The sequence below is a fragment of the Pseudoduganella rivuli genome, from assembly GCF_009674485.1.
In the GTDB taxonomy this organism is placed as follows: domain Bacteria; phylum Pseudomonadota; class Gammaproteobacteria; order Burkholderiales; family Burkholderiaceae_D; genus Rugamonas; species Rugamonas rivuli_B.
In genome coordinates, this window is record NZ_WKJJ01000001.1 from 373,920 (window position 1) to 399,615 (window position 25,696).

The 25,696-nt window shown below is 67.2% G+C and carries 18 protein-coding genes; 6 read left to right on the forward strand and 12 right to left on the reverse strand.

The genetic code is table 11. The features are described 5' to 3' along the window. Positions 1-2: 2 nt before the first annotated feature. The 8 genes from GJ700_RS01440 to GJ700_RS01475 all read right to left on the reverse strand — a co-directional run bounded on the left by GJ700_RS01440 (position 3) and on the right by GJ700_RS01475 (position 9,533). On the reverse strand, positions 3-1,472 hold the full coding sequence (locus GJ700_RS01440; RefSeq protein ID WP_195763739.1) for an efflux transporter outer membrane subunit: 1,470 nt from the start codon (positions 1,470-1,472) through the stop codon (positions 3-5). Between the two features lie 7 nt (positions 1,473-1,479). After that, positions 1,480-3,438 carry an ATP-dependent zinc metalloprotease FtsH gene (gene ftsH, locus GJ700_RS01445; RefSeq protein ID WP_154370865.1) on the reverse strand — a complete coding sequence of 653 codons (1,959 nt, stop codon included), beginning with the start codon at positions 3,436-3,438 and terminating at the stop codon, positions 1,480-1,482. Between the two features lie 41 nt (positions 3,439-3,479). Continuing rightward, positions 3,480-3,827 carry a hypothetical protein gene (locus tag GJ700_RS01450; RefSeq protein ID WP_154370866.1) on the reverse strand — a complete coding sequence of 116 codons (348 nt, stop codon included), beginning with the start codon at positions 3,825-3,827 and terminating at the stop codon, positions 3,480-3,482. Between the two features lie 174 nt (positions 3,828-4,001). Next, a complete protein-coding gene (locus tag GJ700_RS01455; RefSeq protein WP_195763740.1) occupies positions 4,002-5,783 on the reverse strand; it encodes a putative bifunctional diguanylate cyclase/phosphodiesterase in 1,782 nt (593 codons plus the stop codon). 142 nt (positions 5,784-5,925) lie between these two features. Further along, on the reverse strand, positions 5,926-6,579 hold the full coding sequence (locus tag GJ700_RS01460) for a response regulator (RefSeq protein ID WP_154370868.1): 654 nt from the start codon (positions 6,577-6,579) through the stop codon (positions 5,926-5,928). Next, on the reverse strand, positions 6,576-7,667 hold the full coding sequence (locus tag GJ700_RS01465) for a hybrid sensor histidine kinase/response regulator (protein ID WP_154370869.1): 1,092 nt from the start codon (positions 7,665-7,667) through the stop codon (positions 6,576-6,578). Before GJ700_RS01465 ends, GJ700_RS01460 begins: the two co-directional genes overlap by 4 nt. Further along, positions 7,664-9,343, reverse strand: a complete 1,680-nt coding sequence (locus GJ700_RS01470; RefSeq protein ID WP_154370870.1) for a sensor histidine kinase — start codon at positions 9,341-9,343, stop codon at positions 7,664-7,666. The genes GJ700_RS01465 and GJ700_RS01470 overlap by 4 nt, the downstream gene beginning before the upstream one ends. Beyond that, positions 9,327-9,533, reverse strand: coding sequence for a hypothetical protein (locus GJ700_RS01475; protein WP_154370871.1), 207 nt, complete (start codon positions 9,531-9,533; stop codon positions 9,327-9,329). The genes GJ700_RS01470 and GJ700_RS01475 overlap by 17 nt, the downstream gene beginning before the upstream one ends. Positions 9,534-9,791: 258 nt before the next feature. Here GJ700_RS01475 and GJ700_RS01480 point away from each other — a divergent pair, with 258 nt between their 5' ends. Continuing rightward, entirely contained in the window at positions 9,792-10,913 is a 1,122-nt protein-coding gene (locus GJ700_RS01480) for a sensor histidine kinase (protein WP_195763741.1), read from the forward strand. 34 nt (positions 10,914-10,947) lie between these two features. Here GJ700_RS01480 and GJ700_RS01485 read toward each other — a convergent pair whose 3' ends face one another. Then, the gene (locus GJ700_RS01485; RefSeq protein WP_154370873.1) at positions 10,948-12,156 is read right to left on the reverse strand and encodes a serine hydrolase domain-containing protein; all 1,209 of its coding nucleotides are present in this window, start codon (positions 12,154-12,156) and stop codon (positions 10,948-10,950) included. Positions 12,157-12,491: 335 nt separating this feature from the next. On the opposite strand from GJ700_RS01485, the gene GJ700_RS01490 reads away from it, so the two are divergent. Continuing rightward, entirely contained in the window at positions 12,492-13,367 is an 876-nt protein-coding gene (locus GJ700_RS01490; protein ID WP_154370874.1) for a transporter, read from the forward strand. Positions 13,368-13,432: 65 nt separating this feature from the next. After that, positions 13,433-14,455 carry an AraC family transcriptional regulator gene (locus GJ700_RS01495; RefSeq protein WP_154370875.1) on the forward strand — a complete coding sequence of 341 codons (1,023 nt, stop codon included), beginning with the start codon at positions 13,433-13,435 and terminating at the stop codon, positions 14,453-14,455. Positions 14,456-14,479: 24 nt separating this feature from the next. On the opposite strand, the gene GJ700_RS01500 is transcribed toward GJ700_RS01495, so the two are convergent. Next, positions 14,480-16,084: a sigma-54-dependent Fis family transcriptional regulator gene (locus GJ700_RS01500; RefSeq protein ID WP_154370876.1), complete on the reverse strand. Its 1,605-nt coding sequence runs from the start codon at positions 16,082-16,084 to the stop codon at positions 14,480-14,482. Between the two features lie 253 nt (positions 16,085-16,337). Between GJ700_RS01500 and GJ700_RS01505 the strand changes: the two genes are divergently transcribed. The 3 genes from GJ700_RS01505 (at position 16,338) to GJ700_RS01515 (ending at position 22,708) form a co-directional block, all read left to right on the forward strand. Further along, positions 16,338-16,559: a hypothetical protein gene (locus GJ700_RS01505; RefSeq protein WP_154370877.1), complete on the forward strand. Its 222-nt coding sequence runs from the start codon at positions 16,338-16,340 to the stop codon at positions 16,557-16,559. 10 nt (positions 16,560-16,569) lie between these two features. After that, on the forward strand, positions 16,570-17,568 hold the full coding sequence (locus tag GJ700_RS01510; RefSeq protein ID WP_154370878.1) for a DUF6976 family protein: 999 nt from the start codon (positions 16,570-16,572) through the stop codon (positions 17,566-17,568). Between the two features lie 163 nt (positions 17,569-17,731). Continuing rightward, positions 17,732-22,708 (forward strand): diguanylate cyclase domain-containing protein, encoded by a 4,977-nt coding sequence (locus tag GJ700_RS01515; protein WP_154370879.1) that lies wholly within the window; start codon positions 17,732-17,734, stop codon positions 22,706-22,708. Positions 22,709-22,829: 121 nt separating this feature from the next. Here GJ700_RS01515 and GJ700_RS01520 read toward each other — a convergent pair whose 3' ends face one another. Beyond that, on the reverse strand, positions 22,830-23,435 hold the full coding sequence (locus tag GJ700_RS01520; RefSeq protein WP_154370880.1) for an alpha/beta hydrolase: 606 nt from the start codon (positions 23,433-23,435) through the stop codon (positions 22,830-22,832). A 60-nt stretch (positions 23,436-23,495) separates the two neighbouring features. Then, positions 23,496-25,691, reverse strand: a complete 2,196-nt coding sequence (locus GJ700_RS01525; protein WP_229506726.1) for a putative bifunctional diguanylate cyclase/phosphodiesterase — start codon at positions 25,689-25,691, stop codon at positions 23,496-23,498. Positions 25,692-25,696: the final 5 nt, after the last annotated feature.

A 25,696-nucleotide genomic window follows, 5' to 3' on the forward strand; every position in this document is an offset into this window, starting at 1 on the left:
CGTCAAGGGAGCGGCGCCGCGCTACCCTGCCAGCCGCCCCCCAGCGCCTTGTACAGCCGCACGTGGCTGGTACCCTGCGCCACCGTGGCCTGCACCAATTCGTCTTCGCTGGCCAGCAGCGTGCGCTGCGTATCGAGCACAGTCTGGAATTCCAGCGCATCGTCCTGGTAGGCGCGCATGGCCAGCGTGGCGGCTTGCGCGGCAGCCGCCACCGCTTCCTGCAACGCCAGGCGGCGGGCCCGGTCCGCCGCCAGCCCCGCCAGCGCATCCTCCACCTCGCGCAGCGCCATCAGTACCGACGCGCGCAGCAGCGCATAGTTTTCCAATAGCGCGCCCTGCTCCGCCGCCACCCGCGCCTGGCCACTCCCGCCATCGAACGCCGTGCCGCTGATGGCGCCGAACAGGCCGCGCAGCACGCTGCTGCCGGCGCCGCCGATACCAAGGCCGCGCAAGCCGATGGTGCCCTCCAGCCGCACCACAGGCTTGCGCGCCGCATCGGCCTGGCCGACCCGGGCAATGACGGCGCTGACACGGGCCGCCGCCGCCCGCACGTCCGGCCGCTGGCGCAGCGTGTCGGCCGGCAGGCTCAGCGCCAGTTCGTCCGGCGCCTCCGGGATCCGCGACGGCGACGGCAGCGCCAGGTCCAGTGTCAGCGCATCCGGCACGTCGCCGCACAACAGCGCCAGACTGTGTTCAAGCTGGGCGCGGCTGGCGTCAAGGCCCGGCAATGCCGCGGCGGCCAGCGCCAGCGCGGCGCGGGCCCGCTGGCGGTCGATTTCCGCCCCGACCGAACCGGTACGCCGGCCCGCCATGTCCAGCAACAGTTGCTGGCGGACGTGGTAAGCGCGCGCCAGCGCCTGGCGCTGCTGCACACCCCGTAATTCAATGTAGGCCAACGCCACTTCGGCGGCCAGGCTGACCCGGGCGTCTTCCAACGTCAATGCTTCGGCGCGGACGGTGGCTTCGCTGGCGGACAGTCCCTGGCGCCGGTAGCCGTACAAGTCCGGTTCCCAACTGGCGTCCAGGCCGGCATGGTAGCTGCTGCGCGGCGCGCTGTTCTGCTCGCGCACCCGTTCAGCCGATACGCTGGCGCTGACATAGGTGGCCAGTCCGGCCCCCGCCAGGTCGCGCAGCGCGCGGGCCTGCTTGAGGCGGGCTTCGGCGATGGCCACGGACGTGCTGTTGCGCTGCGCCTGCGCAATCAGGAGGGTCAGCCTGGGGTCGCCAAACTGCGCCCACCAGTCCGCCAGTGCCGCGGCATTGGCCGGCGGCGCGTCCCGCGACCAGCGTTCGGGGATGCTGACCGGCTGCGCCGGCGGCACCAGGGGGCCGTCCTGCATGCGGCTGTTCCAGGGACCGCAAGCCGCCAGCATCAGGCAGGGCGCCAGCAAACCGGCGCGGAACACGGCGGCCGCCGCGCCACTGCGCGCGTTGATGCACGTCCGCTTGGAAATTCGAAGCGTATGATCCATGGCAGCCTCACATTGTTCCATTTGATATGAGTTGCTCCGGCATCGCGCACTCCACCATGGCCGCCGCCGGGGCCGCGGGTGCGGCGCCTGGCGCCGCCAGAGCCGGCGGGCGCAGGATGGCGTCGATCGCCGGGCGATCCAGCGTTTCCCTGTCGAGCAGGGCTTGCGCCAGCGCATCGAGCGTGGCGCGCGACCTGGCCAGGGTCGCGCGCACCCGGTCACGCGCCGCCGCCAGCAGGCTGGCCACTTCCGCATCGGCCAGCCGCGCCATGTATTCGCTGTAGCCCCGGCGCGAACCCGGGCCGGGCATATAGCCGCCGGCCCCGTTGGCCGGCTCGAACGAAGACAGCCCGACACGTTCGCTCATGCCATATTGCAGCACCATATGGCGCGCCAGGTCCGTGGCCTGTTGCAGGTCGTTTTGCGCGCCGGTGGACGCATCGCCAAACACCAGTTCCTCTGCCACGCGCCCGCCCAGCAGCACGTCCAGCCGGTCCAGCAATTCCGCCTTGCGCAGCAGGTAGCGGTCCTCGGTGGGCAGTTGCCGTGTATAACCCAGCGCCGCGATGCCGCGCGGGATGATGGAGATCCGGGCGACGGGATCGGCGTGCGCGCGCGATTCGGCCACCAGCGCATGTCCCGCCTCGTGGTAAGCCACGGTGCGCTTTTCCGTGGCGTTCATCACACGGGTTTTCTTTTCCAGCCCCGCCACCAGGCGCTCCAGCGCTTCGTCGAAGTCGGCCGGTCCAACGCTGTCCTTGCCGTTGCGCCCGGCCAGCAACGCCGCCTCGTTGACCAGGTTGGCCAGGTCCGCCCCGGCGAACCCCGCCGTGCGCGCGGCCAGTTCCGCGAGGTCGACGCCGCCGCCGGTCTTGATGCGGCGCAGGTGCACCGCAAGGATTTGCTGGCGGCCCGCCAGGTCCGGGCGGTCCAGCGCGATATGGCGGTCGAAGCGTCCCGGGCGCAGCAACGCCGGGTCGAGGATCTCGGGCCGGTTGGTCGCCGCCAGGATGATCACGCCGCTACTGCTGTCGAAGCCATCCATTTCCACCAGCAACTGGTTGAGCGTATGCTCGTGTTCGCTGGAACCGCCCTCCAGTCCGCCCAGGCCGCGGGCACGGCCAAGCGCGTCCAACTCGTCAATGAAAATGATGCACGGCGCCTTCGCGACCGCCTGCGCAAACAGGTCGCGCACGCGCGCCGCGCCCACGCCGACGAACATTTCCACGAATTCGGAACCGCTGATGGAAAAGAACGGTACATCCGCCTCCCCCGCCACCGCCTTGGCCAGCAGGGTCTTGCCGGTGCCGGGCGCGCCGACAATCAGGACGCCCTTGGGAATCCGGCCGCCAAGGCGCCGGTAGCGCTCCGGGTTGCGCAGGAATTCCACCAACTCCATCAATTCTTCCTTGGCCTCGTCAATGCCCGCCACGTCGGCAAAGCGGACGCCGGAGGTCGACGCCGCATGAACGCGCGCGTGGCTTCGGCCAATGCCGAGCAGGCCGCCGCTTCCCATGCCGCCCCCCTTGGCCATCATGCGCGGCAGGATGAACAGCATGAAGGCCGGCAAAATCCACCACGCCAGTTCACCCAGCAAGGTATTTTTCCGGCGGCCGACAAATTCCACCCCGGCCATTTCCAGTTGCGGCACCAGGAAGGGTTCGTCCAGGCGCACCACGTGAAACGGGCATTGCTTTTGTCCGGCGCAATCGAGCGCCTTCACGCGCGCGGGCGGCAGCAGCGCGCCCAGATCGTCGGCCTGCAGGATGCCGCTGACTTCCTGTTCGGAGACGACCAGCTGCGATAATTTTCCGGCATGCAGGAGCCGTTTGAATTCGCCATACTCCAGCGCCGCCCCGGAAGGCATGAAAGCCACCGCCACCATCGCCAGCAGCATGACGGCCACCGCCGCCAGGTACCACGTGCCGCGGCCGGCGTCGGGTTGGTTTTCCGGGGATGTGCTCATTGGCTCTTCTTTCGGACAGGAAACCCGCCCCTTCGGCCCCGTTACTTGCAATGCTCATCCATCATTTTCATTTGCTTCTCGCGTTCCGCCGCCGACATGCCCTTCGTCTTGTCGTCCGGCTTCGCCTCGTGCCCGCGTTTGGATTTGGACGACATCATGTCCTTGTGCATGTCGCACATGGCCTTCATGTCCATCTTGCCTTCCGCTGCGGAAGCGGACTTTTCTGCTCCGGATACGGCCGGTTTTACCGGCGCAGCCGCAGATGCTGATGCCGCGCCGTGCTCGTGATCGTGTTGCGCCTGCTGCTGCGCCGCGGACGCCGGCGTCATGGCAAGGATCGCGATCAGTGTGGTCGCGACTGACGCCGGCACAAGGAAAGGTTGTTTCATGGCATGCTCCATTCGGGTGGATAAGCTTATCGGCGGTTGAACAGCGCTGCGGCGCGGACGTGCGGCAAGCACTATTCATCGGCCATGGTATTGACACGCATGCCAAAATTGATTGATTCAGATCAAAGATTTCGCGAATGCCCGCACGTGACAATACGGCGGGCAAGCCACCCGTTAGCCGGGAGGGCAGCACACGGGCTGGTCCGGCGAATAAACGCCCGCGATCCCGCAGGCGCCTTGCAACAACAGCGGCATCATTTCCGCAGCCGGCAACGGTTTGCCATACAAGTATCCCTGATGCTCGCCACAACCGCAGCCATCGAGAAATTGCGCCTGCAGTGGGGTTTCCACGCCCTCTGCCAGGACATCGAACGCCAGCGACCGGGCCAGGGTGACGATGGCCCTGACGATCGGGCTATCGGGCGTACGCGCGTCGATGGCGCGCACGAATGACTGGTCAATCTTGATCCGGTTGACCGGCAACCGGTGCAAGTACCCCAGGTTGCTGTAGCCGGTGCCGAAGTCATCGATCGCCAGACAGATGCCCATGGCGCGCAATTGACGCAGCTTATCGAACACCGCGTCCTCGTTGTCCATGGCGATCCCCTCCGTGATTTCCAGCTCCAGGCAATGGGCGTCCATGCCGGTCTCGGCCAGGATCCGGCGCACCATCGGCACCAGGTCGCTGTCGCTGAACTGGAGCGCCGACAGGTTGACCGCCATGCGCTGCAAGCGCACGCCGACGCCTTTCCATGCCATGAACTGACGGCATGCCGTGCGCAACACCCATTCACCGGCAGCAACGATCAGGCCGGTCTCCTCCAGCAAGTCGATGAAGGCGGACGGGGCCACCAGGCCGTGCCCGGGTTGCTGCCAGCGCAACAGCGCTTCCACCCCGACAATAGCGCCGTCGCCGGCCGCGACTTGCGGCTGGTAGTGCAGGACGAATTCATCGTTACGCAGCGCATGATGCAAAGCCTGCTCCATTTGCCAGCGCGCATTGCCGCGCATCTCCATCGCCGGGTCGAAAAACACGATGTTGTGGCGGCAGCCCACCTTGACCTGGCTCATCGCCAGCGCAGCCTGCACCAGCAACGCGTTGAACTGGCTGTTGTCGCGCGGGTACAGGCTGACGCCGATCCGCAACCCCACGAACACTTCCTGTTCGCCGATCCGCAGCGGCCATCCCGTCTCGTTGCTGATGCGCGCCATTTCATCGGCCAGTTGCGCCGGATCCGAACCGCTCAGAAGCAACGCAAACCTGCCCGCCTCCAATGCCCCGACCACGCCGGCGGAGCCCACGCTTTTTCGCAACCGCGACGCGACCTGCGCCCGCACTTCATCGGCGGCCGCCATGCCCAGCGAGCGTCCAATGTGGGAAAACCGGCTGATGGAGATCAGCGCCACGGCCACTTGCGCGCCTGGCAGCGCCGCCATTTGCGCCGCCAGGAAATCCCGCTTGGGCAGTCCGGTCACTTCGTCATAACAGGCCAATTGCCGCAACTGGGCCTGGACCAGCTGGAAATCGCTGGCGGCGCGGGACTTTTGCATTTCACGCCGGATCACTGGTAGCAACCGGGGCAGGCGGTCCTTGCTGATCATGTCCGCCGCACCGGCTTCGATGGCCGCCACCGCGTCCGATTCGCTCATCGAACCGGAAACGATGATGAACGGGGCCGTATTGCCAAATGCCTGCGCCGCGGCCAGCGCGGCCCGGGCGTCGAATCCCGGCAGCGTATGGTCGCAAATCACGACGTCCCAACGGCCCGGCAGGGACAACGCTGCACGCAGCCCGGCCAGGCTGTCGACGCAGGCCGAATCCAGCAAGCCGAATGCGTTGTCCAACGCCAGCAGCAACAGCGCCGCGTCGTCTTCGTCATCCTCGATCAGCAAGACCCGCAACGGCGCCGCCGCGCTGACGTCGCGTCCATCGTGATCATATCGTGCGCCTGGCATCTCCATCATTCCCCCTGTAGCAGCGTGATTCGGCATGACGCCATCTTGCGGCCGGGCGGCGCACTCGGGTATGGGGAATCAACTGAAACCCGGGTCGGATCATTGGTAGTAGGGGTAGGATTATTCCTATCCTCTGGCGCGCCTATTTGTGCACGACGTCTTCGTTTTCGAGCAAGCCGTGCTTCAACGCGTATTTGATCAAGTCGGCGGTGCTGGCAAATTCCATCTTTTCCATGATGCGCGCCTTATGCGTACTGATGGTTTTGACGCTCAGGTGCAGCCGGTTGGCGATGGCCGTGGTGCCATGGCCGGAAGCGATCAGCATGAACACTTCATATTCGCGCGCCGTCAGCAGGCTGTGGCGCGGCGCCTCGACGTTGGTGGACAGGCCGAACGCCAGGTTTTCCGCGATGGATGGACTGATGAACATGCCGCCGGCCGCCACCTTGCGGATCGCCTTGACCAGTTCGGCGGAGGCGCCGGCCTTGCAGACATAGCCGGACGCGCCCGCCTTCAGCGAGCGCACCGCATATTGGCTGTCGTCCTGCATGCTCAGCACCAGGACCGGCATCCGCGGCCGTTCGCTCTTGACCCGCTTGAGCAATTCGATGCCGCTCTTGCCCGGCATCGCCATGTCCAGCACCAGCACGTCCCAATCCCTGTCGCGGATCATGGCCAGCACGGCGTCGCCATCTTCCGCTTCGCCGGCCACCACCATGTCGGCGCATTCGGACAGGATCAATTTCAAGCCATCCCGCAGGATGGCGTGGTCGTCCGCAATCAGGACACGTATCATCGTTCGGCTCCCTCGGCAAGCGCCGGCAGCGGCAGGCTGGCCTCGACGCGCATTCCCGCGCCCGGCGCGCTGCAGATGTCGAGCCGCCCTCCCAGCAATTTGACCCGTTCTTGCATGCCCAACAGTCCATAACCGCGCCGTGGCCGGACGCCGGGCGGCGGCATCCCGCAGCCGTCGTCCTGCACCGCCAGCACGATCTGGCCCGGCTGCTCCTGCAGGCGGATCGCCACGTGGCGCGCCTGCGCGTGGCGCGCCACATTCGTCAGCGCTTCCTGCAGCACGCGGAACAGCGCCGTGGCCGTGGCATCGTCCAGCGCGAAGTCGTCGCGGTTCATCGCGAGATCGCAGGCGATGCCGCTCTGCCTGCCGAATTTGGCGACATGCGATTCGACCGCGGCTGCCAGGCCCAGGTCATCGAGCATGCCGGGCCGCAGGTTTTCCGAAATCCGCCGCACCGTGTCGACCGTCTGGTCCACCGTGCGCAGCATATTGGCCAGCCTGGCCCCGACCTGCTCGTCGCGCCCGGGCAATTTGCGGTCCAGCCACTGGATATCGATGCGCAGCGCCGTCAGCGCCTGTCCCAGTTCGTCATGCAGTTCCCGCGCGATACGCGTGCCCTCCTGTTCGCGCGCCTGCTGCAGGAAGGCCGACAATTCCTGCAATTGCCGCTGCGACTCGGCCAGCGCCAACGCCTCCTGGCGCTGCTGGCGGCGCACCGCGGCATCCCGGATTTCACGTTCAATCGCCGGCGCCAGGCGCGCCAGCTGGCCCTTCATCACATAGTCATGCGCGCCAGACTTCATCAGTGAAACGGCGACCATCTCACCGATCACGCCGGACACCACGATGAACGGGATATCCTGGCCGCTGGCTTGCAACAGCCGCAACGCGCCATAGGCGTCGAATGACGGCAGGTTGAAGTCGGACACCACCACGTCCCGGGGCGACGCCAGCGCGGCTTCCATCGACGCCGCCGTTTCGACGCGCAGGTAATCGACCTGGTAACCGGCCGCCTCGAGCTCGAGCACGACCAGTTCGCCGTCGTCGGCGGCGTCTTCCACGTGCAGCACACGTAGCGCCCCCGTCATGATGCGCCTTCCCGCGGTGGTGGCGCCTGGCGCGGCGCGCAGGTGAAGGAGAAGCAGGCGCCCTTGCCCTCCTCCGCCTGCGCCCAGATGCGTCCCCCGTGGCGGTGCACCACCCGCTGCACTGTCGCCAGGCCGATCCCGGTGCCCTCGAAATCGGCGACCGAGTGCAACCGCTGGAACGGCGCAAACAATTTATGGGCATAGTCCATATTGAAACCCGCCCCGTTGTCGCGCACGTACACGATGCGCTCGCCATCAGTCTCGTACATGCCCACCTCAACGCGGGCGGCGGGATTGCGCGCGCTGAATTTCCAGGCGTTGCCCATCAGGTTTTCCAGCGCAATGCGGATCAACTGGCGGTCGGCCTGCACCGTCATCCCGGCCGCGATCACGAAGGGATCGGCCCGCGCGGGATCGGCCTGCTGCAGCGCGGCGGCCACGCCGCGCGCCAGTTCCGTCAAATCCACGGGCTCGTACGCCAGCGGTTGCCGGCCGATCTGGGCCAGGTGCAGCAAATCATCGATCAGGTCGCCCATGCGTTCGCTGGCCCGGTGGATGCGCCCCAGGTGCTCGCGGCCGCGCTCGTCCAGCACATTGCTATAGCGCTGCTGCAATTGTTCACTGAAGCCCCGGATGGCGCGCAACGGCGCCCGCAGGTCGTGGGAAACGGAATAGCTGAACGCTTCCAGCTCCCGGTTGGCGTTTTGCAGTTCGATGGTGCGTCGCGCCACCCGCTGTTCGAGCGTCAGGTTCAACTGGCGCAGCGCCCCTTCCGCGCGCCTGCGCGTCGCCGCTTCGGCGCGCAGGCGTTGAAAGGGTTGCTGTACGCTGGCCACAAAGGCGGCGCGGTAGAGCAGCAGGAACCCGGCGATCTTCAATGCATGGCCGAGCAAGCTGAACAGATCATGCACAGTGGTGTAGGCTGTGAATGCCAGCTCGCTGAAAATACCGATCACAGCAAACCCGAACAGGTCGACGTTTTCCGGTGTCGGCGCCTGCCGGCTGCGCCGGTACAGCAACACGGCGCCCGCCAGCAGCACGGCGACGATGGCGTATTCGGCCCAGACCTTGAACCGCGTCAGACCGGTCCCTTCGACAAACGTGTGTGGCCACCAGTGCGGACGGAACAGCGCCAGCCAATAGACCAGCACGACGATGGCAAGGTTGGCCGCCAGTAGCAGGTGGCGAATATAGCGTCCCGCCAGCGGCGCCGGCTTGCGCAGCGCTGTCACCAGCAACACCAGCGCTTCCAGGGCGCGGGCGCACAGCCAGAAGTTGATGGATTTTTCAGTGCTGGATGGCGTAATGAACTCCGGCATGCCGCGATAGGACAGGGCGTGTCCCAGGTCCAGCAAGCCAATCGCCAGGGCCGAAATGCCCAGAATCACGACGTTGCCGGAACGTTCATAACTGTAGGCATTCCAGACGATACCGAACAGCAGGAACGCCACGATGACGGCAAACACCTCGCCCAGGGTATGCATCCACAGCGGCATCAATGGCAACTGCCCGACCGCCGGCAGGCGCGCCAGCCCGCCCGCAAACAGGCACGCACAGGCCAGCATGCACAGCATCAGCTCCATCCGCTGCAAAGGATGGGCGATGAAAGAATGCGGATCCGGCTGGCGCGACATGCTGATCGAGATGCGGCAGGACTGGTTACGCGCGGTCGTCATACCGCCCGTTGGCCGGTATCAGTCCCCAGCCTAGCATCTTGCGAATGCGCTCGTTGTCAGGCGCGGCGGATGCGCTGCCGATGCTGCCAGGCAGGCCGCATTGGCCACCGCGCTCCTGCCATTCCGGATTGCCGGCAGCTGTTGCGTTCACACCTTCCGCCCTGCGCTGTTGCCGTCCCCAGGTATCCATGGCCGCCTCCCTGATTTACGTTTGATGCCCAGGTACAGTATCGTCCGCACGCCCCGCGCGCGGTATCGGGCCTGCCACACAAAACGCTTCGGGTTAACCCGCAACCTGCGTGTAGGGGATCGCCGACAGGCGCAAGTCGGTCAATCATGCGCCGGCTCCCCAAGCTGGCGGATAACATGCCCATTTGAATCATCCCTGGCCCTCAGCGGCATTTTGCCTGGCTGCGGCTGGCTGATCCCTGACAAAAAAGGGCGCGATATGACGCTGGCAACTGACCAAAAGCTGGACCAGCAGGGGCTGTCGGAAACATCGAGGTCCCTGCTCCGCCTGCGCGAAGAAGTACTGAACCAATGGCAACGCATGGTACGGACGCAAATCCCCGGCGCCCGCGACGTCACCAATCCCGTACTGATCAACACCTTGCCGGCCTTTTACGACAACCTGGCCGAAGCCGTGACGGCTTCCTATCCCCGCGAGACCGCCACCGGCCATACCAACGCGGCAACGGCTCACGGCAGCGAACGTGCCCGCATGACGTCGTTCAGCCCTGACCAGGTGATCCAGGAATACCAATTATTCAAAGCCGCCGTGCTGCACGTGTCGGCAGCGCACGGCGTGCAACTGACGGCTGCGGAACGGCAGGCGGTGGAACAATCGATCGACAACGCCATCCGGGAAGCGATCAAGGAATTCACCACCATGCACCTGGGCATGCGCGAGCGGCTGGCCGCCGGCCTGTCGCACGACATGCGGTCCCCGTTGGCATTCATCGCCAGCGCCGCGCAATTGATCGGGATCTCGACGGATATCGACGCCGCCCGGCGGGTCGCATTGAAAATCGAGGCCAACGTCAGGCGGCTCGAGCAGATGATGGAGGAAATGCTGGATGCATTGACCTTCCAGCGGAGTGAAAAGCTGTCCCTGCCGCTGTCGGAATTCGACATGCTCAAGCTGGCGCAGGAAGTGGGGCAGGAATTCGACGGCATGAATCCCGGCACGGTCGAGGTACTGGGCACGGCCGTGACCGGGCATTGGTGCTTTAACGCGATGCGCCGCGCCCTGGAGAATCTTGTGGTAAACGCCGTCAAATACGGCGACGGCAAGCTGATCCGCATTTACGTCGACCAGAGCTGCGCCCGTGTGATGCTCAGCGTGCGCAACACCGGCAAACCGATCGCGCCGGAATTGCATGGCAGGATATTCGAATATCTGCACCGTGAAGACAAGTCGCCGGCCACCGGCTGGGGCATCGGACTGCCCTTCGTGCGCGGCGTCGCCGAAGGGCATGGCGGCAGCGTGACGGTGGACAGTGCGGCCGAACGGGGAACCACGTTCCTGATTGACGTGCCGGTCGATTGCAGGCCATTTGCCGGCGCCTAGGCAGGTGTCCTGCCTGTGGCTGGGCGGGAGTGCCTTATCCGTTAACCACAGCCTGGCAACTGTCATAGACCGCCCGCTCGAATTCCAGGAACCCCGGATACGCCGCCGCATCCTGGAACGGCAGTACCTGGCTGGCCCAATAGCCGCCAATGCCCGTCTGCCGGTCGATCCAGAAATAACAGTTGGCCAGTCCGGCCCACATCAGCGATCCGGCCGGGCGCCCGGTCGGCGCCGTCTCGCGGTTGACCAGGAAACTGTACGACCAGCCCTTGTCCTGGCCGGGCAGGAATTCGCCGCTATTGACCAGGGACGGATTGGCAGTGGTCCAGGCGGTGCTGGAAAGGCCCAGGGCCGCCAGGCCGTCCGTGCCCATCATGGCGATGGTTTCCGGCTTCAGCACGCGCCCATGCGGTCCCATGCCGTCGTTGAGGATCATGCGGATGAACTTCATGTATTCCCCTACCGTGGCGTACAAGCCGTGGCCGCCGCAATCCATTTCCGGCGGCTGCGGCAAGACCAGCTCCGGCAGCGGCGCCAGTTGCCCGTGCTCGCCCCGCTCGTGGATCGTGACGCGGCGCTCGCGCATCGACGGCGTCATTGTGAAGCCGATATCGGTCATGTCCAGCGGTGCGAACAGCCGTTCCCGCATCACGTCGCCGAGGCGCTTGCCACGGATTGTCTCGACGATGCGGCCCAGCCAGTCGATGTTGACGCCATAGCTCCAGCATTCGCCCGGGTCGTGCAGCAGCACCGAACGCATCGCCGCCGCTGTACACGATATGAGGCCCGGCACGCCCCTGGCGGCGCGGTACCGCTGGTCGTCGCTGCTGAAGAATTCGTAACCCAGGCCGCTGGTATGCAGGAACAGGTCGTTCACGGTGATGCGGCGTTTCGGCGCCCGGGTTTGCGGCTGGCCGGCGGCGTCGAAGCCCGTCAACACACCTAGTTCGCCGATCTCGGGCAGGTAGCGGTCGGCCGGGTCGTCCAGCGACAACAGCCCCTCCTCCACCAGTTGCAGCGCGCAGGCGGCGGTCATGGCCTTGGTGGTGGAAAAAATCGCGAACACGGCACCGGTGTCCATGGGGCGGGAAGTATCGCCCAGTTCGCGGACACCGGCGGCGCCCTCGTACAGGTTGCCGTTACGGCCAGTCACCATGGCGACCACGCCGGGAACGCCGCCACGGCGGTGAACGGATTGGTGCAGCAGGGTATCAAGGGTCTTCTGGAATCGAGGCTGGTTCATTGCATGTCTCCTGTGGCAAGCGGATTGGTGTGAGTCCCGGTCGCGCCGCTTTTCTGCGCCGGGAAAACCAGTCTGGGGGCCGCGCCGGCGGCGCTCGATCGGAATCCGGCAAGGCCCTGTCGACATCCGGCAACAACGTGCAGGGCCCCGTGGCCAACACATTCCTGCCATTGCCAGACAGGCGCGTGCCGGATCGCGACAGGCGCCGCCGGATTTCCTGCGCAAACTGCTCCGCTGGTCCGGTAACGACAGCGTCACCGCGGCCGGCGGCGCCGCCTGTCCCGTGGGGCGCCAGCTTCCCTATAACGAGCGTCATCACGCCAAGGAGACCCACCATGCACCACCCAACCATCCGCGCCATGTTCGGCGCCATCGCCATGCTTGCGGGCAGCGCCCATGGCGCCACGGTCGACGCCGGCGACTACACACGCCTGCCCGACGGCACCAACCTCGCCGTCCTGTATGCCCAGCATGTCGAAGGCAAGGAGCTGTACAGCCAGGGCACCCGGCTCTCCGGCAACGCCAGGCTGAGTGCCGACATCGGTATCCTGCGCGCGGTCCGCTTCATCGACGTGGGCGATGTCACGGTGATCCCGCAATTCCTGCTGCCCTTCGGCAAACTGCGCACCGGCGGCGACCTGTCCGGCCTGTCGTCGACCAACGGTATCGGCGACCTGATTTTTGCCCCCACCGTGCACCTGATACAGGACTCCACGCGGAAGCGCGCGCTGGCCGTCACGCCCTGGCTGTACCTGCCGACCGGCCGCTACGACCGCAACAACGCGCTCAATGCATTGGGCGAAAACCGGTGGAAACTGGACCTGCAGGCGGGCTACATTACGCCGCTGTCGGACCGATGGTCGCTCGACCTGGTCGGCGACGTCATCTGGTATGGACGCAACAGCGACTACGGCAGCGCCGGCGCGACACTGCGGCAAAGCCTGTCTTACCAGGCCCAGGGCCACCTGCGCTACCACGTCGATGCGGGCACCTATGTCGCCGGCATGCTCTCCTGCGAGTGGGGCGGCGAGACCAAAGTCAACGGCGCCAGCCAGGGCGACCGGCAGCAACGGACCAAAGGCCTGCTGTCCGTCGGGCACTTCGTCACCCCCACCGTCCAGCTGCTCGGCTCCTACGGACGGGACTTTTCCGTGCGCACCGGGGCCAGGGAAGACCACCGGTTCAACCTGCGCATGGTCAAGGTGTTCTGAGGCCGGCGCCGCCGCTGTGCGATGATGGGCGGCTGCCGCTCCATGGATGGCATCAAGGGGGAACAATGGATTTCTTGCAGAACGCTTTGCTGCGCGACGCGCAGGACCGCCCGATCGCGGACTATGAACTGATCCAGTCGACGGATTTCGATGAAATCCGCGTCTGGTCCGACCAGGTCTACATGCCTTACAAGGTCGTGCCCAGCGGCGCTGCCCTGCAGCCCGATTCCGCACTGCATGCGATCGCCATCGGCAGCATGACACTGAGCCGTTTCTCTTATGGCATCCCGGTGCATTTGCGCGACTTTTCCATGGGGCCCGGCATGGGCATGGCGCTGACCACAGTGCGCGGCAACGGCCGCCACGGGACCAGCCCGGGCGCGTCGGCCGACACGCCCGCCGGCCACTCGTTCCTGGTCGACACCAGCCGCACCGACTACCGGGTCGACTTCGACGCCGCCCACCTGCAGGTGAATATCACATTCCCCCACCAGTACCTCGAGGAACTGTTCCTGCGCTGGTACGGCGCACCCGCCGGGGATGACATCTGGCGCCGCAAGGTGGCCTTCGGCGGCCCGGACTCGGCGTGGCTGGCGCTGCTGCACTACGTTTGCCGCTGTGTCGCCGAAACACCGGGGATCGTCACCGGCGGCCCGCTTGGCAGCCACCTGGAGGAAATGCTGGGCATGCACATGCTGTCGGAGTGGATACGGCACAATGGCACGCCGGCCAGATCCACGACACGAACCGGCGTCGTGCCCCGCTGTGTCAAGATCGCCGAGGAATACATGGAGGCGCATGCGCGGGCCTGCCCCACCTTGTCGGCGATCGCGCTGGCCGCCGGCGTCAGCGTGCGCACGCTGAGCAACTCGTTCAGGCACTTCCGGGGCCATACGCCAATGGATTTTCTGCGCGAACAGCGCCTGCAAGGCGTCCGCAAGGCGCTAATGGCGGCGCAGCCCGGCAGCACGGTCGTCGCGATCGCCAACCTGTACGGCTACGCCAGCCTGGGCGGGTTCGCTGCCGTGTATTTCAAGCGCTTCGGCGAATATCCGTCGATGACGCTGAACCGGCTGCGGCCGCATTGAACGTCAACGCGTCCCGCACCCGCCTCAGGCCGGTGCGGGCGTACCGGCCATCTTGCGGTAAATCGTGTTGCGCGATATGCCCAGCGCCTTCGCTGCGGCGGACACGTTGCCGCCGCAGCGGGCCAGCGAGCGCTGGATGGCCGCCAGCGCTTCCTCTTCCAGGCTGCCGGCCACTCCGTGTGTAAGAGCCGGTTCCAGGACCGGTTCGGCGGCTTGCCGCGGCGCCGCCATCCCCTCCAGCAAGTCGCAGGACAGATGGCACAGCGCCAGCACCGGCGCCGGCGCGCCATCCGATGTCGCCAATGCCACGGCCGTGCGCAACACGCTGTTCAACTGGCGCAGGTTACCCGGCCAGCCGTGCCGTTCGAACAGGCGCATGACCTCCGCCGACACGGTACAGCGCGCGCCGCCCGGCAACCCCGCCAGCATCCGCGCCACCACCTCGCGCAAGTCGCTGCGCTCACGCAACGGCGGCAATTTCACCACCAGCCCGTTCAGCCGGTAATACAAGTCTTCGCGGAAGCTGCCGTCGGCGATCATGCCGCGCAGGCTGCGATGGGTGGCGCACACCAGGTCGATGTCGACCGGCACGGCGCGTCCGCCGCCCAGCGGGGTGACGCTGCGCTCCTGCAGCACCCGCAACAGCCGGGCCTGCAGGCTGAGCGGCATGTCGCCGATTTCGTCCAGGAACAGCGTGCCGCCGTGGGCCTGCGCGATCCTGCCGGGCGCGCCCCTCTTGCGCGCACCGGTGAACGCGCCCTCTTCATAGCCGAACAGCTCGGACTCGATCAGCGCCTCCGGTATCGCGGCGCAATTGACCACCACCAGCGGACCGGCCGCGCGCGGTCCGTCATGGTGGATCGCTTGCGCCAGCAATTCCTTGCCGGTGCCGGTTTCGCCCTGGATCATGATGGGAATGCCGCGTCCCAGCACCTTGCGCACGGTGGCGATGGCCAGCGCCAGCTGGCTGTCGCCGGTATCGAGCGCCTGCAGCCCGGCCAAGTGCGGAGCCGGTGCCCGCTGCCGAACCGGGCCGGCGCCACGCGCCTGCGCGCGGGCACCGCAAAGACGGGTTTCGATCGCCTGTACCATCATGCGCACCAGCGCCAGGGTGTGCGGATGCGCGCCCAGGCCATCGGCCGGCGTTTCCACCACCGCGAGCGCGCCAAGCACGCCGCCATCGGCATCGCAGATGGGCGCCGCCGTGCCGCCGAGGAAGCGGCAGGCGCGAAGGTAATGTTCATCGCCATGCACCTGCACCGCCCCCCGCCGGACCAGCGCGGTGCCGATCGCGTTGGCGCCGAGACTGCGTTCGGACCAGTTAGTCCCGGGCAACATGGCCGGCGGCCCCGGCGCCGCCAGCCAGCCCGTGTCGCCCAGCGCATGCAGGATCACGCCGCCGGCGTCGGCCAGCATCACCACATGGCGGCCATCGTCGACCTGCGCATACAAGGCATCGAGCAGCGGCGCCGCCTGCCGCAACCAGCCATCATTGCGCGCCAGGAGGCGCGCCAGTTCAGCGGCCGCCAGTGGCGCGGACGGCGGCGCCGCGTCGTCGCGCAAGCCGGTGGCAACACAGCGCCGGTGCGCCTGCTCGATGATCTGCCGTTGCGTATCGCAAGTATGCATGTGCTCTCCCAAGCGCTGGGTGGTGTGGAATGCCGGCCAGATTAATTCTTTAAAACAAGAAAAAGATTGATCCAGATCAAATTGTCCCCACAGCTGTTGCCAGACAGCCATTTTTTGGTCCGTTTTGATCTGGATCAAATACAGGCGCTCCAGTGTTGCTGAAAATCATCACCGATGGCCAGGCAGCACTGGCGCCATCGTCCGGGTGCGGGGCGTTCCGCACCATGCGCAACCATCATGAAGAGGCAAGCCCATGCTCGATAAAAACCACAGGAGATGGAAGGAACTGGCGACCGGGACATTCAGCCTGGCCACCGATAATTTCGGCCTGCAAATGTTCCTCACGCGTTCGATCTCGCGTTTTTCCAAACCACAACCGCCCGGTGAGCTGGAGAAAACCGCGGCCGAGATCCACAGTTTTTTCATCAAGTACGAGCGCCTGCTCGCCAGGGAAATTTCCCTCATTTCAAAATAAGCCTCCCATCATGAACAACCATACCTTGCTCTCCATCGATGAAACAGCGGCGCTGATCCAGGCCGGCAAAGTGCTGTCGCTGGCCGGCGACGAATCGCTGCTGGCGCAACTGCCGGCCGGACGCTGGATAGCCGGCACCATCCCCTACTTTGTCGACACGGAAGGCGGCATCGAAACGCGCGACCATATCTTCGTCACCGAACTGACGGCGGCCGACGGCGCCACCGTCGATATCCGCAGCTACACCGTGGATACGATCCGGCATATCGCCGAGGATGCGCCGGACAACGGCTACACCATCGTGATCCTGCCCGCGATGAGCGCCATCCACACGGAATTCGCCAACCACGGGCGCGACTATGAACAAATGTTCCTCAAGCCGCTGGCCGGCTGGGTCGCCGGCGTGCACCTGTCGGAGATTGGCAAGGCCACGCCCAAGGTCTTCAACGGCCTGACCGGCGCCATGCTGTCCGACCAGGCCGTCGCGCTGCACGTGCCGCTGCCGTCCACCATGACGGCCGTGATCCACATCCTGAACCTGTTCCGGCAGGATCCCGATGCCGACGTCATCACCTTCCCCGGGGACGGCTTCAGCGCCACCACCTGCCACGTCAACGGCGAACCCATGCTGTTCGCCGACTACCTGGCGGCGCGCCGCATCAATACCCGGCATCCGTTGGTGGCGGACTACAACGGCGCGCGCATCAACACGTCCTACCAGCAGGTCGACCAGGACAGCAAGACAGTGAAGTTCTATGCACCGGTGTTCGCCGGCATTGAATACCGCCAGGCAGCGCCAATCGGCGACTACGTGCGGGAATTCGATGCGCTGGCCGAGGGCGCCCACGACGGCGTCCAGTTCTCGTGCAACTGCATCCTGAACTACCTGTATGGCGAATTGCAGGGCCGCCGGACGGGCGACCTGGCCGGGCCGGTCACGTTCGGCGAGATCGCCTACCAGTTGCTCAACCAGACGCTGGTGTATCTGGACGTCCAGCATCACGACTGAGTCCGGGCGGGGCCGCGCCCATTCACTTTCACAATGCAACAAACAGCCGCAGTGTTGCTCTGCGGTTGAGAACGTACCGCAAATGATGGCGTGCCGGTCTCCGCGACGCTAGACTGGAACGGGAATGGCAAAAGCGCGGCCACACGACCGGGGAGACGGCTGATTGGACAAGCACATCGAGCGCGATGTACCGGTGGCGTGGGAAGCCCCGGTGGAGGATCGGGAAACCGACACCCTCCTGTACGAGAGCGAGCGCACGGTGGTGTGGCGCCGCCGGCGCGACGGCCAGCCCGGCCTGGTTTGCAAGCAGCCGCTGGGGCCGGGGGCAACCGAACGCTTGCGTCATGAAAGCCGTATTCTGGCGCGGCTGGAAGGCGTGGCCGGGGTGCCGAAGCTGGCGCGCGATGCGGCGCTGCCGGAAGCGATTGTGCTGGACGACAGTGGCGGCATTCCGCTGGCCGACGTGCTGCGCACCGAGTGCTTCGCCTTGCCCGCGCTGCTGGCGCTGGCGAGGCAACTGGCCCTCATCGTGGCGGCCGTGCACCGCGCCGGCGTACTGCACAAGGACATCAACCCGGCCAATATCCTGCTGGCCGGGACGCCCCCGCGGCCGCTGCTGATCGACTTCGACCTCGCCACCACGTTCGCCGAGGAGGCGCCCGCTTTTACCCACCACGATGGCATTGCCGGAACGCTGGCCTACCTGGCGCCCGAGCAGAGCGGCCGAACGGGCCGGCCGGTGGACCAGCGCGCCGACCTGTACGCGCTGGGCGCCACGCTGTACCAGCTGGCCACCGGCAGCCCGCCATTCCAGGGCGATGACCCGCTGCAACTGATCCGCGACCACCTGGCGCTGACGCCGCCCGCGCCGCTCCTGCTGGCGCCACACCTGCCGCCGCTGCTGTCGGAACTGATCCTGCGACTGCTGGAAAAAGAACCGGAGCGGCGCTACCAGAGCGCGGACGGACTGGCGCACGACCTGGCCAGGCTGGCCGCCGGCGGCCCGCCCTTCACGCTGGGGGCGAACGATTTTCCACGCCGGCTGGCGCCGCCGGCGCGGCTGGCCGGGCGCGAACGCGAGATCGCCGCCCTGCACGCCGCCTTCCAGCGCGCCTGCGACAGCGACCAGCGCGGCATCCTGGTGGCCGGCGCGCCAGGCGTCGGCAAGACCGCGCTGATCAATGAACTGCGCGCCATCGTCACCGCGCATGGCGGCTGGTTCGTCAGCGGCAAGTCCGATCAATACCAGCCCGGCGCCGAACCTGCCGGATTACAGGCGCTGGCCGCACTGGGCCGGCTGCTGCTGGCCGAGCCGGAAGCCGCGCTGGCAACGCAGCGCGCGCGCCTGCTGGCCGGGCTGGGCGCCCAGACCGGCACGGTCACGGCCCTGCTGCCCGAATTCGCCATCCTGCTGGGTCCGCAACCTGTGCCCGCTCCCGCCGAGCAAGCCAATCCGGCCGAGGCCGACCAGCAACTGCACCGCGCGCTAGGGGCATTGCTGCGCGCGGTAGTATCGCCTGAGCGGCCGCTGGTGCTGGTGCTGGATGACTTGCAATGGGCCGCGCCGGCGCAATTCGCGCTCATCGACCACCTGCTGACCGACGGGACACTGCGGGGCCTGTTGCTGGTGGGCGCCTACCGCGACCTGGATATCGGCCCCCGGCACGCGCTGACGGCCATGTCGCCGCGCTGGCAGCGGCTGGAAGCACTGGCGCCGCTGCTGCGCCTGGACAATTTGCCGCAAGCCGGCCTGGGCGAACTGCTGGCCGGCATGCTGCGCCTGCCGGCTGCGGATGCGGAAGCGCTGGCCGCCGACCTGCTGCCACTGGCCGGCGGCAATCCCTATGACACGGTCGAGCTGGTGAACGCGTTGCGCCGCGAGGGGGTACTGACGCTGGAGCAAGGCGGCTGGCACTGGGACGCCGCCGCGGTGCGGCGTCACGCCGGTGCCGGCGGCGTGCTGGCCGCGCTGGCCGCCCGCATGGCCGCCCTGCCCTCGCCCGCGCCGCAATTGCTGGAAACCATGGCCTGCCTGGGCGGCGAAGTGGCGCCGGCGCTGCTGTGCGCGGCCGCCGCGCTGGAACCGGCCATGCTGGAAGACGCGCTGGCGCCGGCGCTGGAAGACGGCTTGCTGCTGTGGGACATGGATGGCGCGCCGCAGGGCAACCTGCGCTTCCGCCACGACCGCGTGCAGCAGGCGGCGCACGAGCGGCTGGCGCCGGAACGGCTGTGCGGCCTGCACCTGGAACTGGCGCGCCGCCTGGCGCCGCTGGCCGGCCACGGCCACGCGGCGGCTGCGCAATACCTGGCCGCGCTGCCGCTGTTGCGCGAGCCGGCCGAATGCCGCCACGTGCTGGCGCTGCTCCACGCGGCAGCCGTCCATGCGCGCCAGATCACGGCGCACGGCATGGCCGAGCGCTACCTCGCCGCCGCCCTGGCGCTGGCTGCACGGCCGGAAAGCGGCGCCGGCGCGGCGCTGTTGCTGGCGCTGGAACAGGAGCGCCACGCCGCGCTCTACCAGCTGGGGCGGCTGGGCGAAGCGGACCAGGCGTATGCCCGCATCGCCGCCGCCTGCAACGACCCGGTGCGGCTGGCGGAATCGGCCGCGGTGCAAATCTGCAGCCAGATGCTGCGCAACCAGGAGCGCGCCGCGCTGGACCTGGGCCTGCCGCTGCTGCGCGCACTGGGCATGGCACTGCCGGACGGCAGCCTGGGCGCGGACCTGCCGGTGCAACTGGAGCGCTTTTACAGCTGGTTTCATGCGCGCGACCTGGCGGCCGACCTGGCGCGCCCGGCGCAGCAGCAGGATGCGCGCCGGTTGGCGCGCACGCGGCTGGCGCGGCAATTGATCCCGCCGGCGCTGTTCTCCGATCCCGAAGCGCTGACCTGGCTGGTGCTGGAGAGCCAGCGCTGCTGGGAGCAGGACGGGCCCTGCCCGGAACTGATGTTCCGGCTGGCGCACGCCAATGTGGTGACCGTCGCCGTCTACGAAGACTACCGCACCGGCTACGACGTCCTGCGCCACGTGCTGGCGGTGGGCCAGGCGCGCGGCTACACGCTGGAAGCATGGCAGGTGAGCTTCCTGCTGGGGATCTCCTGCGCGCACTGGTTCGAGCCGCTGGAGCATTGCGTGACGCTGGCGCGGCGCGCCCGCGAAGGCTTGCTGCAGGGCGGCGACTGGCAGGTGGCCTGCTACAACCATTACACGCTGATTTCCGGCGCCCTGGAGTGCGCCGCGCAGCTGGACGATTGCGCGGCCGAAGTAGAGTCCGGCATCGCGTTCGCCACGCGCATCAGCAACGAATTCAACGTCGACATCTTTTCCGCCTACCGCCAACTGGTGCGCGCGCTGCGCGGCGAGACGGCGGCGCCGGGCGCGTGGAACGACAAGGACGGCGGATTCGACGAGGCGCGGTACGTGACCGGCATCGCCGCCAATCCGCTGGGGCGCGCCATGTACCATCACTGCCGCGCGCTGACCGCGGCCATCTATGGCGACGCCGGCACGCTGGCCAGCCATGCAACCGGCGCCATGGAGCAATTGCCGGCGATGCAAACCTTCTATCCGGGCGCGCTCAGCTTCGCACTGCAGGCGCTGGCGCTGGCGCAAGCCATGCACGCAGCGCCGGACGCGCGCCCGGCGCTGCTGGCGCGCTTCGATACCTGCCGCGACTGGCTGGCGGCGCGCGCCGCCGACGCGCCGGCCAATTTCGACCACGTGCTGCGCTGGCTGGCGGCCGAACGCGCATGGGCCATTGACGATACGTGGGGCGCGGCCGGCGCGTTCGATGCGGCGCTGGCCGCCGCCGAGGGCAGCCGGCGCGCCTGGCACCGCGCGCTCATCACCGAACGGGCCGGCCTGTTCCACCTCGAGCATGGGCTGGCGCGCGCCGGGCGCCAGTTGCTGGCTGAAGCGCGCCAGCTGTATGCGGCCTGGGGCGCCAGCGGCAAGGTGCGCCAGATGGAGCAGGCGCACGGTCTGCGCCGCACCACCGTTGGCTCCCACCTTGCCGGCGCGCTCGCGGCCTCCGTCGGCGGCGCCGCCACCGGCAAGGGCGGCAGCATTACCGCCGATTCGGTCGACCTGCTTGCCATTCTGCGCGCCTCCCAGGCGCTCAGTTCCGAGACCAGCCTCGACCACCTGCGCGGCCGCGTGACGGAGCTGATCGGCGCGATGACGGGCGCCACCGCCGTGACGCTGGCGCTGCGCGACGATGACTGCGCCCCGTGGCTGCTGGCGCCGGCCGGCGCCGGCGCGCCCATGCCTGTGGAACAGGCCGGTGCGCACGGCCTGCTGCCGCTGTCGGCGTTCCGCTACGTCGAGCGCACGCTGGCGCCGCTGCTGGTGGCCGACGCCACGTGCGACGACCGCTTCGCGCATGACCCCTATGTGGCGGGACGCCCCCATTGCTCGCTGCTGGTGGTGCCGATCCTCAGCCACGGCGCGGCGCGCGCCATCCTGCTGCTGGAAAACACGCTGGGGCAGGACGCCTTTTCCGCCGGCCGGCTGGACGCCGTGATGCTGGTGGCCGGGCAACTGGCCGTGTCGCTGGAAAATGCGCAACTGTACGCCGCGCTGGAACGCAAGGTGGCCGAGCGCACCGAAGCGCTGGAACAGGCCAACCAGCGGCTGGCGCTGCTCAGCACCACCGATCCGCTCACCGGGTTGGCCAACCGGCGCCGTTTCAACGAAGTGCTGGAAGCGGAATGGCTGCGCGCACTGCGTCCGCACAGTTCGATCGGCGCCGTGATGGTGGACATCGACCAGTTCAAGCTTTACAACGACCACTACGGCCACCAGGCCGGCGACGCCTGCCTGCGGACGGTGGCCACGACGCTCGCCGCCGGCTTCCGCCAAGGCACGGACCTGGTGGCGCGCTACGGCGGCGAGGAATTCGCCGTGATCCTGCCGGGGGCCGACCTCGGCGCCACCTGGCGCGTGGCCGAACGCGCGCGGCTGGCGGTGGCGGCGCTGCGCGAACCGCACCTGCACGCCACGCACGGCATCGTCACCATCAGCATGGGCGTGGCCGCGATGGCGCCGCTGGCGAACGTGCAGCCGGAACAATTGTTCGGCGCCGCCGACGATGCGCTGTACCGGGCCAAGCAGCGCGGCTGCAACCGGGTGGAACGCGGCTGAGCCGGTTGACAACCCGTTTAAATTCCCTTAACTCCCAAACAACCCGACCGTCCGGTCGGTCGCATAACAATACACAGGAGGAGTCATGTCGGAAGTCATTCGCAGCACCTTGTGGCGCCGCTTACGGGCGTCGGACGGCCGGTAGCGGCGACGGATGCCGCCATGCCGCCAGCAGCGCCCGCAGCGCGGACACGAAGGCCAGCGGCTGGTCGATCAGCACGGCGCTGTGTTCCCCGCGCACCATGGCCAGCGCGCAGGTGCCGCGCCGCAGCGACTCCGCCAGCGTTGGCTGGCGCGGACGAGCCAGCACCAGCGGATCGAATTTCCGGCGCCAGCCACCGGCCACCTGGCGCATTGAATGGCGCGCGATGCATCCGAACAGGGCAACGTGCGGGCAAGGCTGTTGCGGCAACAGGCGGAAGCGCGCCATCGCCGCGGCCAGGCCGGGATACACGGCGACCGGCCGCACGGCCCGCGCCAGCGCACCGCTTTCCGTATCGGGGCTGTGCACGGGCGCATCGACCTCCACCACGCCGGCCAGCCGCGCGCCATGCTGCGCGGCCGCGACGATGGCGATCTGCCCGCCCAGGCTGTGGCCGGCCAGGAACGGGGCGCGCCTGCTCGACCGGCCGCTCAGCGACGAGCGGGCATGGCGCGCGTTTAATGCCTTGCTGGAACAGCGGGGCTCGTAGCCGGGATTCGTATCCGGGCACGCTATTCGGAGCATGGATATGGTGCAGGCCAGCCCATGCCCGGGCGCGTAGCCGGCCAGGGATATCGTCTATTCCTACGCTGCCTTCCTGGTCAGTTGTGCCTGAAACGCGGGCGCCGTCATGGGCCGCCCGAACAGATATCCCTGGTAACGATGGCAGCCCAGCCGCTCCAGCAAGGCGCGCTGCGCTTCCGTTTCCACCCCTTCGGCGATGACGTCGAGCTTCAGGCTGCGCGCCATCGCGATGATGGTCAGGACAATGGCCTGGTCGTTACTGTCGGTTGCCAGGTCGTGCACAAAGGACTTGTCGATCTTCAATTGATCCAGCGGCAAGCGCTTCAGGTATTGCAGCGACGAATAACCGGTACCGAAATCATCGAGCGAAAACCGCACGCCTATCTCCTTCAGCGCACGCATGCTGCTGATGGTTTCCTCGATGTTTTCAAGCAGCATGCCCTCCGTCAGTTCAATCTTCAGGCAGGCCGGATTGCAGCCATGCCGCTTTACCATCTCGTGCACCTCGCCGCAAAAGCCCGGTTGCTGGAACTGGCGCGCGCTGACATTAATCGCCAGCACCAGGCCACTGGTGGCGGCATCGGATTGCCAGGCATGCAACCGGGAGCAGGCTTGCTCCAGCACCCAGCGGCCCAGCGGTACGATCAATCCGGTTTCCTCGGCCAGCGGGATGAAACTGGACGGCGGCACCGATTGCCCATCGGGCCGGATCCAGCGCAGCAGCGCTTCCGCGCCGGTCGGGCAACCGTGCTGGTCGACCTGCGGCTGGAAATACAATTCAAACTGGCCGCGTTCGAGCGCCAGCCGCATTTCTCCCTCCAGCCTGGCGCGCGCACTGAGGCTGTCCTGCATGCCCTGGTCAAAGAAGCGCATGCCGTTGCGGCCAGACTGCTTGGCCTGGTACATCGCGATGTCGGCCTGTTTCAGTACGTCTTCGGGCGTTCCCGGCCGCCCGTCATGGAACAGCGTGGCGCCGATGCTGGGTGTGCTGCGGCATTCGTGGATCCCCAACTGGTAGGGTTCATTCAGCGCCGCCAGGATCTTGCCGGCCAGCGTTTCGGTTTGCGCCGCCGCTTCCCGCACGTGGCCGCTCATGCCCTCGACCAGCACGACAAATTCATCGCCCCCCAGGCGCGCCACGGTGTCCCCCTGGCGCAGGCTGCCGTGCAGCCGGCCCGCGGCCTGCTGCAGCAACAGGTCGCCGATGTTGTGGCCCAGCGTGTCGTTGAGCGTTTTGAAGTTATCCAGGTCGATGAACATCAGCGCGCCGTAGCGGCCATTGGCAGCGCTGGCCGCCAGCGCCTGGCGCAGCCGGTCCAGCAACAGGCGGCGGTTGGGCAGGCGTGTCAACGGATCGAAAAACGCCAGGCTCTTGATTTCATCGTTGGCCGCCTTGCTGACGGTGATGTCGCTGAGCGATGCAACGTAATGGGTGACGCGGTCGGCGCCATCGGCGACCGCCGCGATGCTGAGGCGTTCCGGATACACTTCGCCGTTCTTGCGGCGGTTCCAGATTTCCCCCTCCCAGGCGCCCTTGCTGCCAATCGTGGCCCACATGTCCTTGTAAAAGGCGGCATCATGCCGCCCCGAACTGAGCATGCTGGGGCACCGCCCCACCACTTCGTCCGGCGCATAGCCGGTAATCGCGCAGAACGCCTGGTTGACACGCATAATCACGCCGTCGGCATTCGTCACCAACATGCCTTCCGGCGATTCAAACGCGATCGCCGCCACGCGCAGATCGGCTTCGGCCTGGCGCCGCTCCGTGATCTCGCTGTGTGCCACCACCAGGCCCTGGCAGCCATATGCGAGCGGCGTCACCGCCATGCTGAACCAGCGCTGTGGCGAACCCGCCATTGCATATTCCATTTGAAAGCCGGGCGCGCACCCTGCCAGCACCGACTGAATGCCGGCATATGCCGCCTCGGCATCTCCGGCTGCCGCCATTGTCTGGCCGCAGATCGTCATGTAATCAAGGCCGCCATAGCCCCCTGCGGCCGCGCCGGCAAACTGGGCCCGCCACGCATGGTTGGCCGCTGCGATGGCGCCATGGGCGTCCAGCACCGCGACCTGGTCGGGCATGGCATCGAGAATAGCGCAGGCGAAACTGTTGCACGTGCCGTGCTCCGCCGTGGTTAACCGCGCAATGGCGCCCGCCGGACAATGGTGCGTGTCCACCGCCAGCGCGCCATAGGCGCACGGCGCCGGTATCACCTGCGTGGCGCTGGCCAGCGCGGGGTTGAGAACTTGTGTCATGGAGC

Bases quoted from the DNA above. Each gene is read 5' to 3' on its own strand.
- GJ700_RS01440 (WP_195763739.1), bottom strand. From the start codon at position 1,472: ATGGATCATACGCTTCGAATTTCCAAGCGGACGTGCATCAACGCGCGC.
- GJ700_RS01495 (WP_154370875.1), top strand. From the start codon at position 13,433: ATGGATTTCTTGCAGAACGCTTTGCTGCGCGACGCGCAGGACCGCCCG.
- GJ700_RS01455 (WP_195763740.1), bottom strand. From the start codon at position 5,783: ATGCCAGGCGCACGATATGATCACGATGGACGCGACGTCAGCGCGGCG.
- GJ700_RS01500 (WP_154370876.1), bottom strand. From the start codon at position 16,084: ATGCATACTTGCGATACGCAACGGCAGATCATCGAGCAGGCGCACCGG.
- GJ700_RS01475 (WP_154370871.1), bottom strand. From the start codon at position 9,533: ATGGATACCTGGGGACGGCAACAGCGCAGGGCGGAAGGTGTGAACGCA.
- GJ700_RS01485 (WP_154370873.1), bottom strand. From the start codon at position 12,156: ATGAACCAGCCTCGATTCCAGAAGACCCTTGATACCCTGCTGCACCAA.
- ftsH (WP_154370865.1), bottom strand. From the start codon at position 3,438: ATGAGCACATCCCCGGAAAACCAACCCGACGCCGGCCGCGGCACGTGG.
- GJ700_RS01525 (WP_229506726.1), bottom strand. From the start codon at position 25,691: ATGACACAAGTTCTCAACCCCGCGCTGGCCAGCGCCACGCAGGTGATA.
- GJ700_RS01480 (WP_195763741.1), top strand. From the start codon at position 9,792: ATGACGCTGGCAACTGACCAAAAGCTGGACCAGCAGGGGCTGTCGGAA.
- GJ700_RS01510 (WP_154370878.1), top strand. From the start codon at position 16,570: ATGAACAACCATACCTTGCTCTCCATCGATGAAACAGCGGCGCTGATC.
- GJ700_RS01470 (WP_154370870.1), bottom strand. From the start codon at position 9,343: ATGACGACCGCGCGTAACCAGTCCTGCCGCATCTCGATCAGCATGTCG.
- GJ700_RS01460 (WP_154370868.1), bottom strand. From the start codon at position 6,579: ATGATACGTGTCCTGATTGCGGACGACCACGCCATCCTGCGGGATGGC.
- GJ700_RS01465 (WP_154370869.1), bottom strand. From the start codon at position 7,667: ATGACGGGGGCGCTACGTGTGCTGCACGTGGAAGACGCCGCCGACGAC.
- GJ700_RS01490 (WP_154370874.1), top strand. From the start codon at position 12,492: ATGCACCACCCAACCATCCGCGCCATGTTCGGCGCCATCGCCATGCTT.
- GJ700_RS01505 (WP_154370877.1), top strand. From the start codon at position 16,338: ATGCTCGATAAAAACCACAGGAGATGGAAGGAACTGGCGACCGGGACA.
- GJ700_RS01520 (WP_154370880.1), bottom strand. From the start codon at position 23,435: ATGCTCCGAATAGCGTGCCCGGATACGAATCCCGGCTACGAGCCCCGC.
- GJ700_RS01450 (WP_154370866.1), bottom strand. From the start codon at position 3,827: ATGAAACAACCTTTCCTTGTGCCGGCGTCAGTCGCGACCACACTGATC.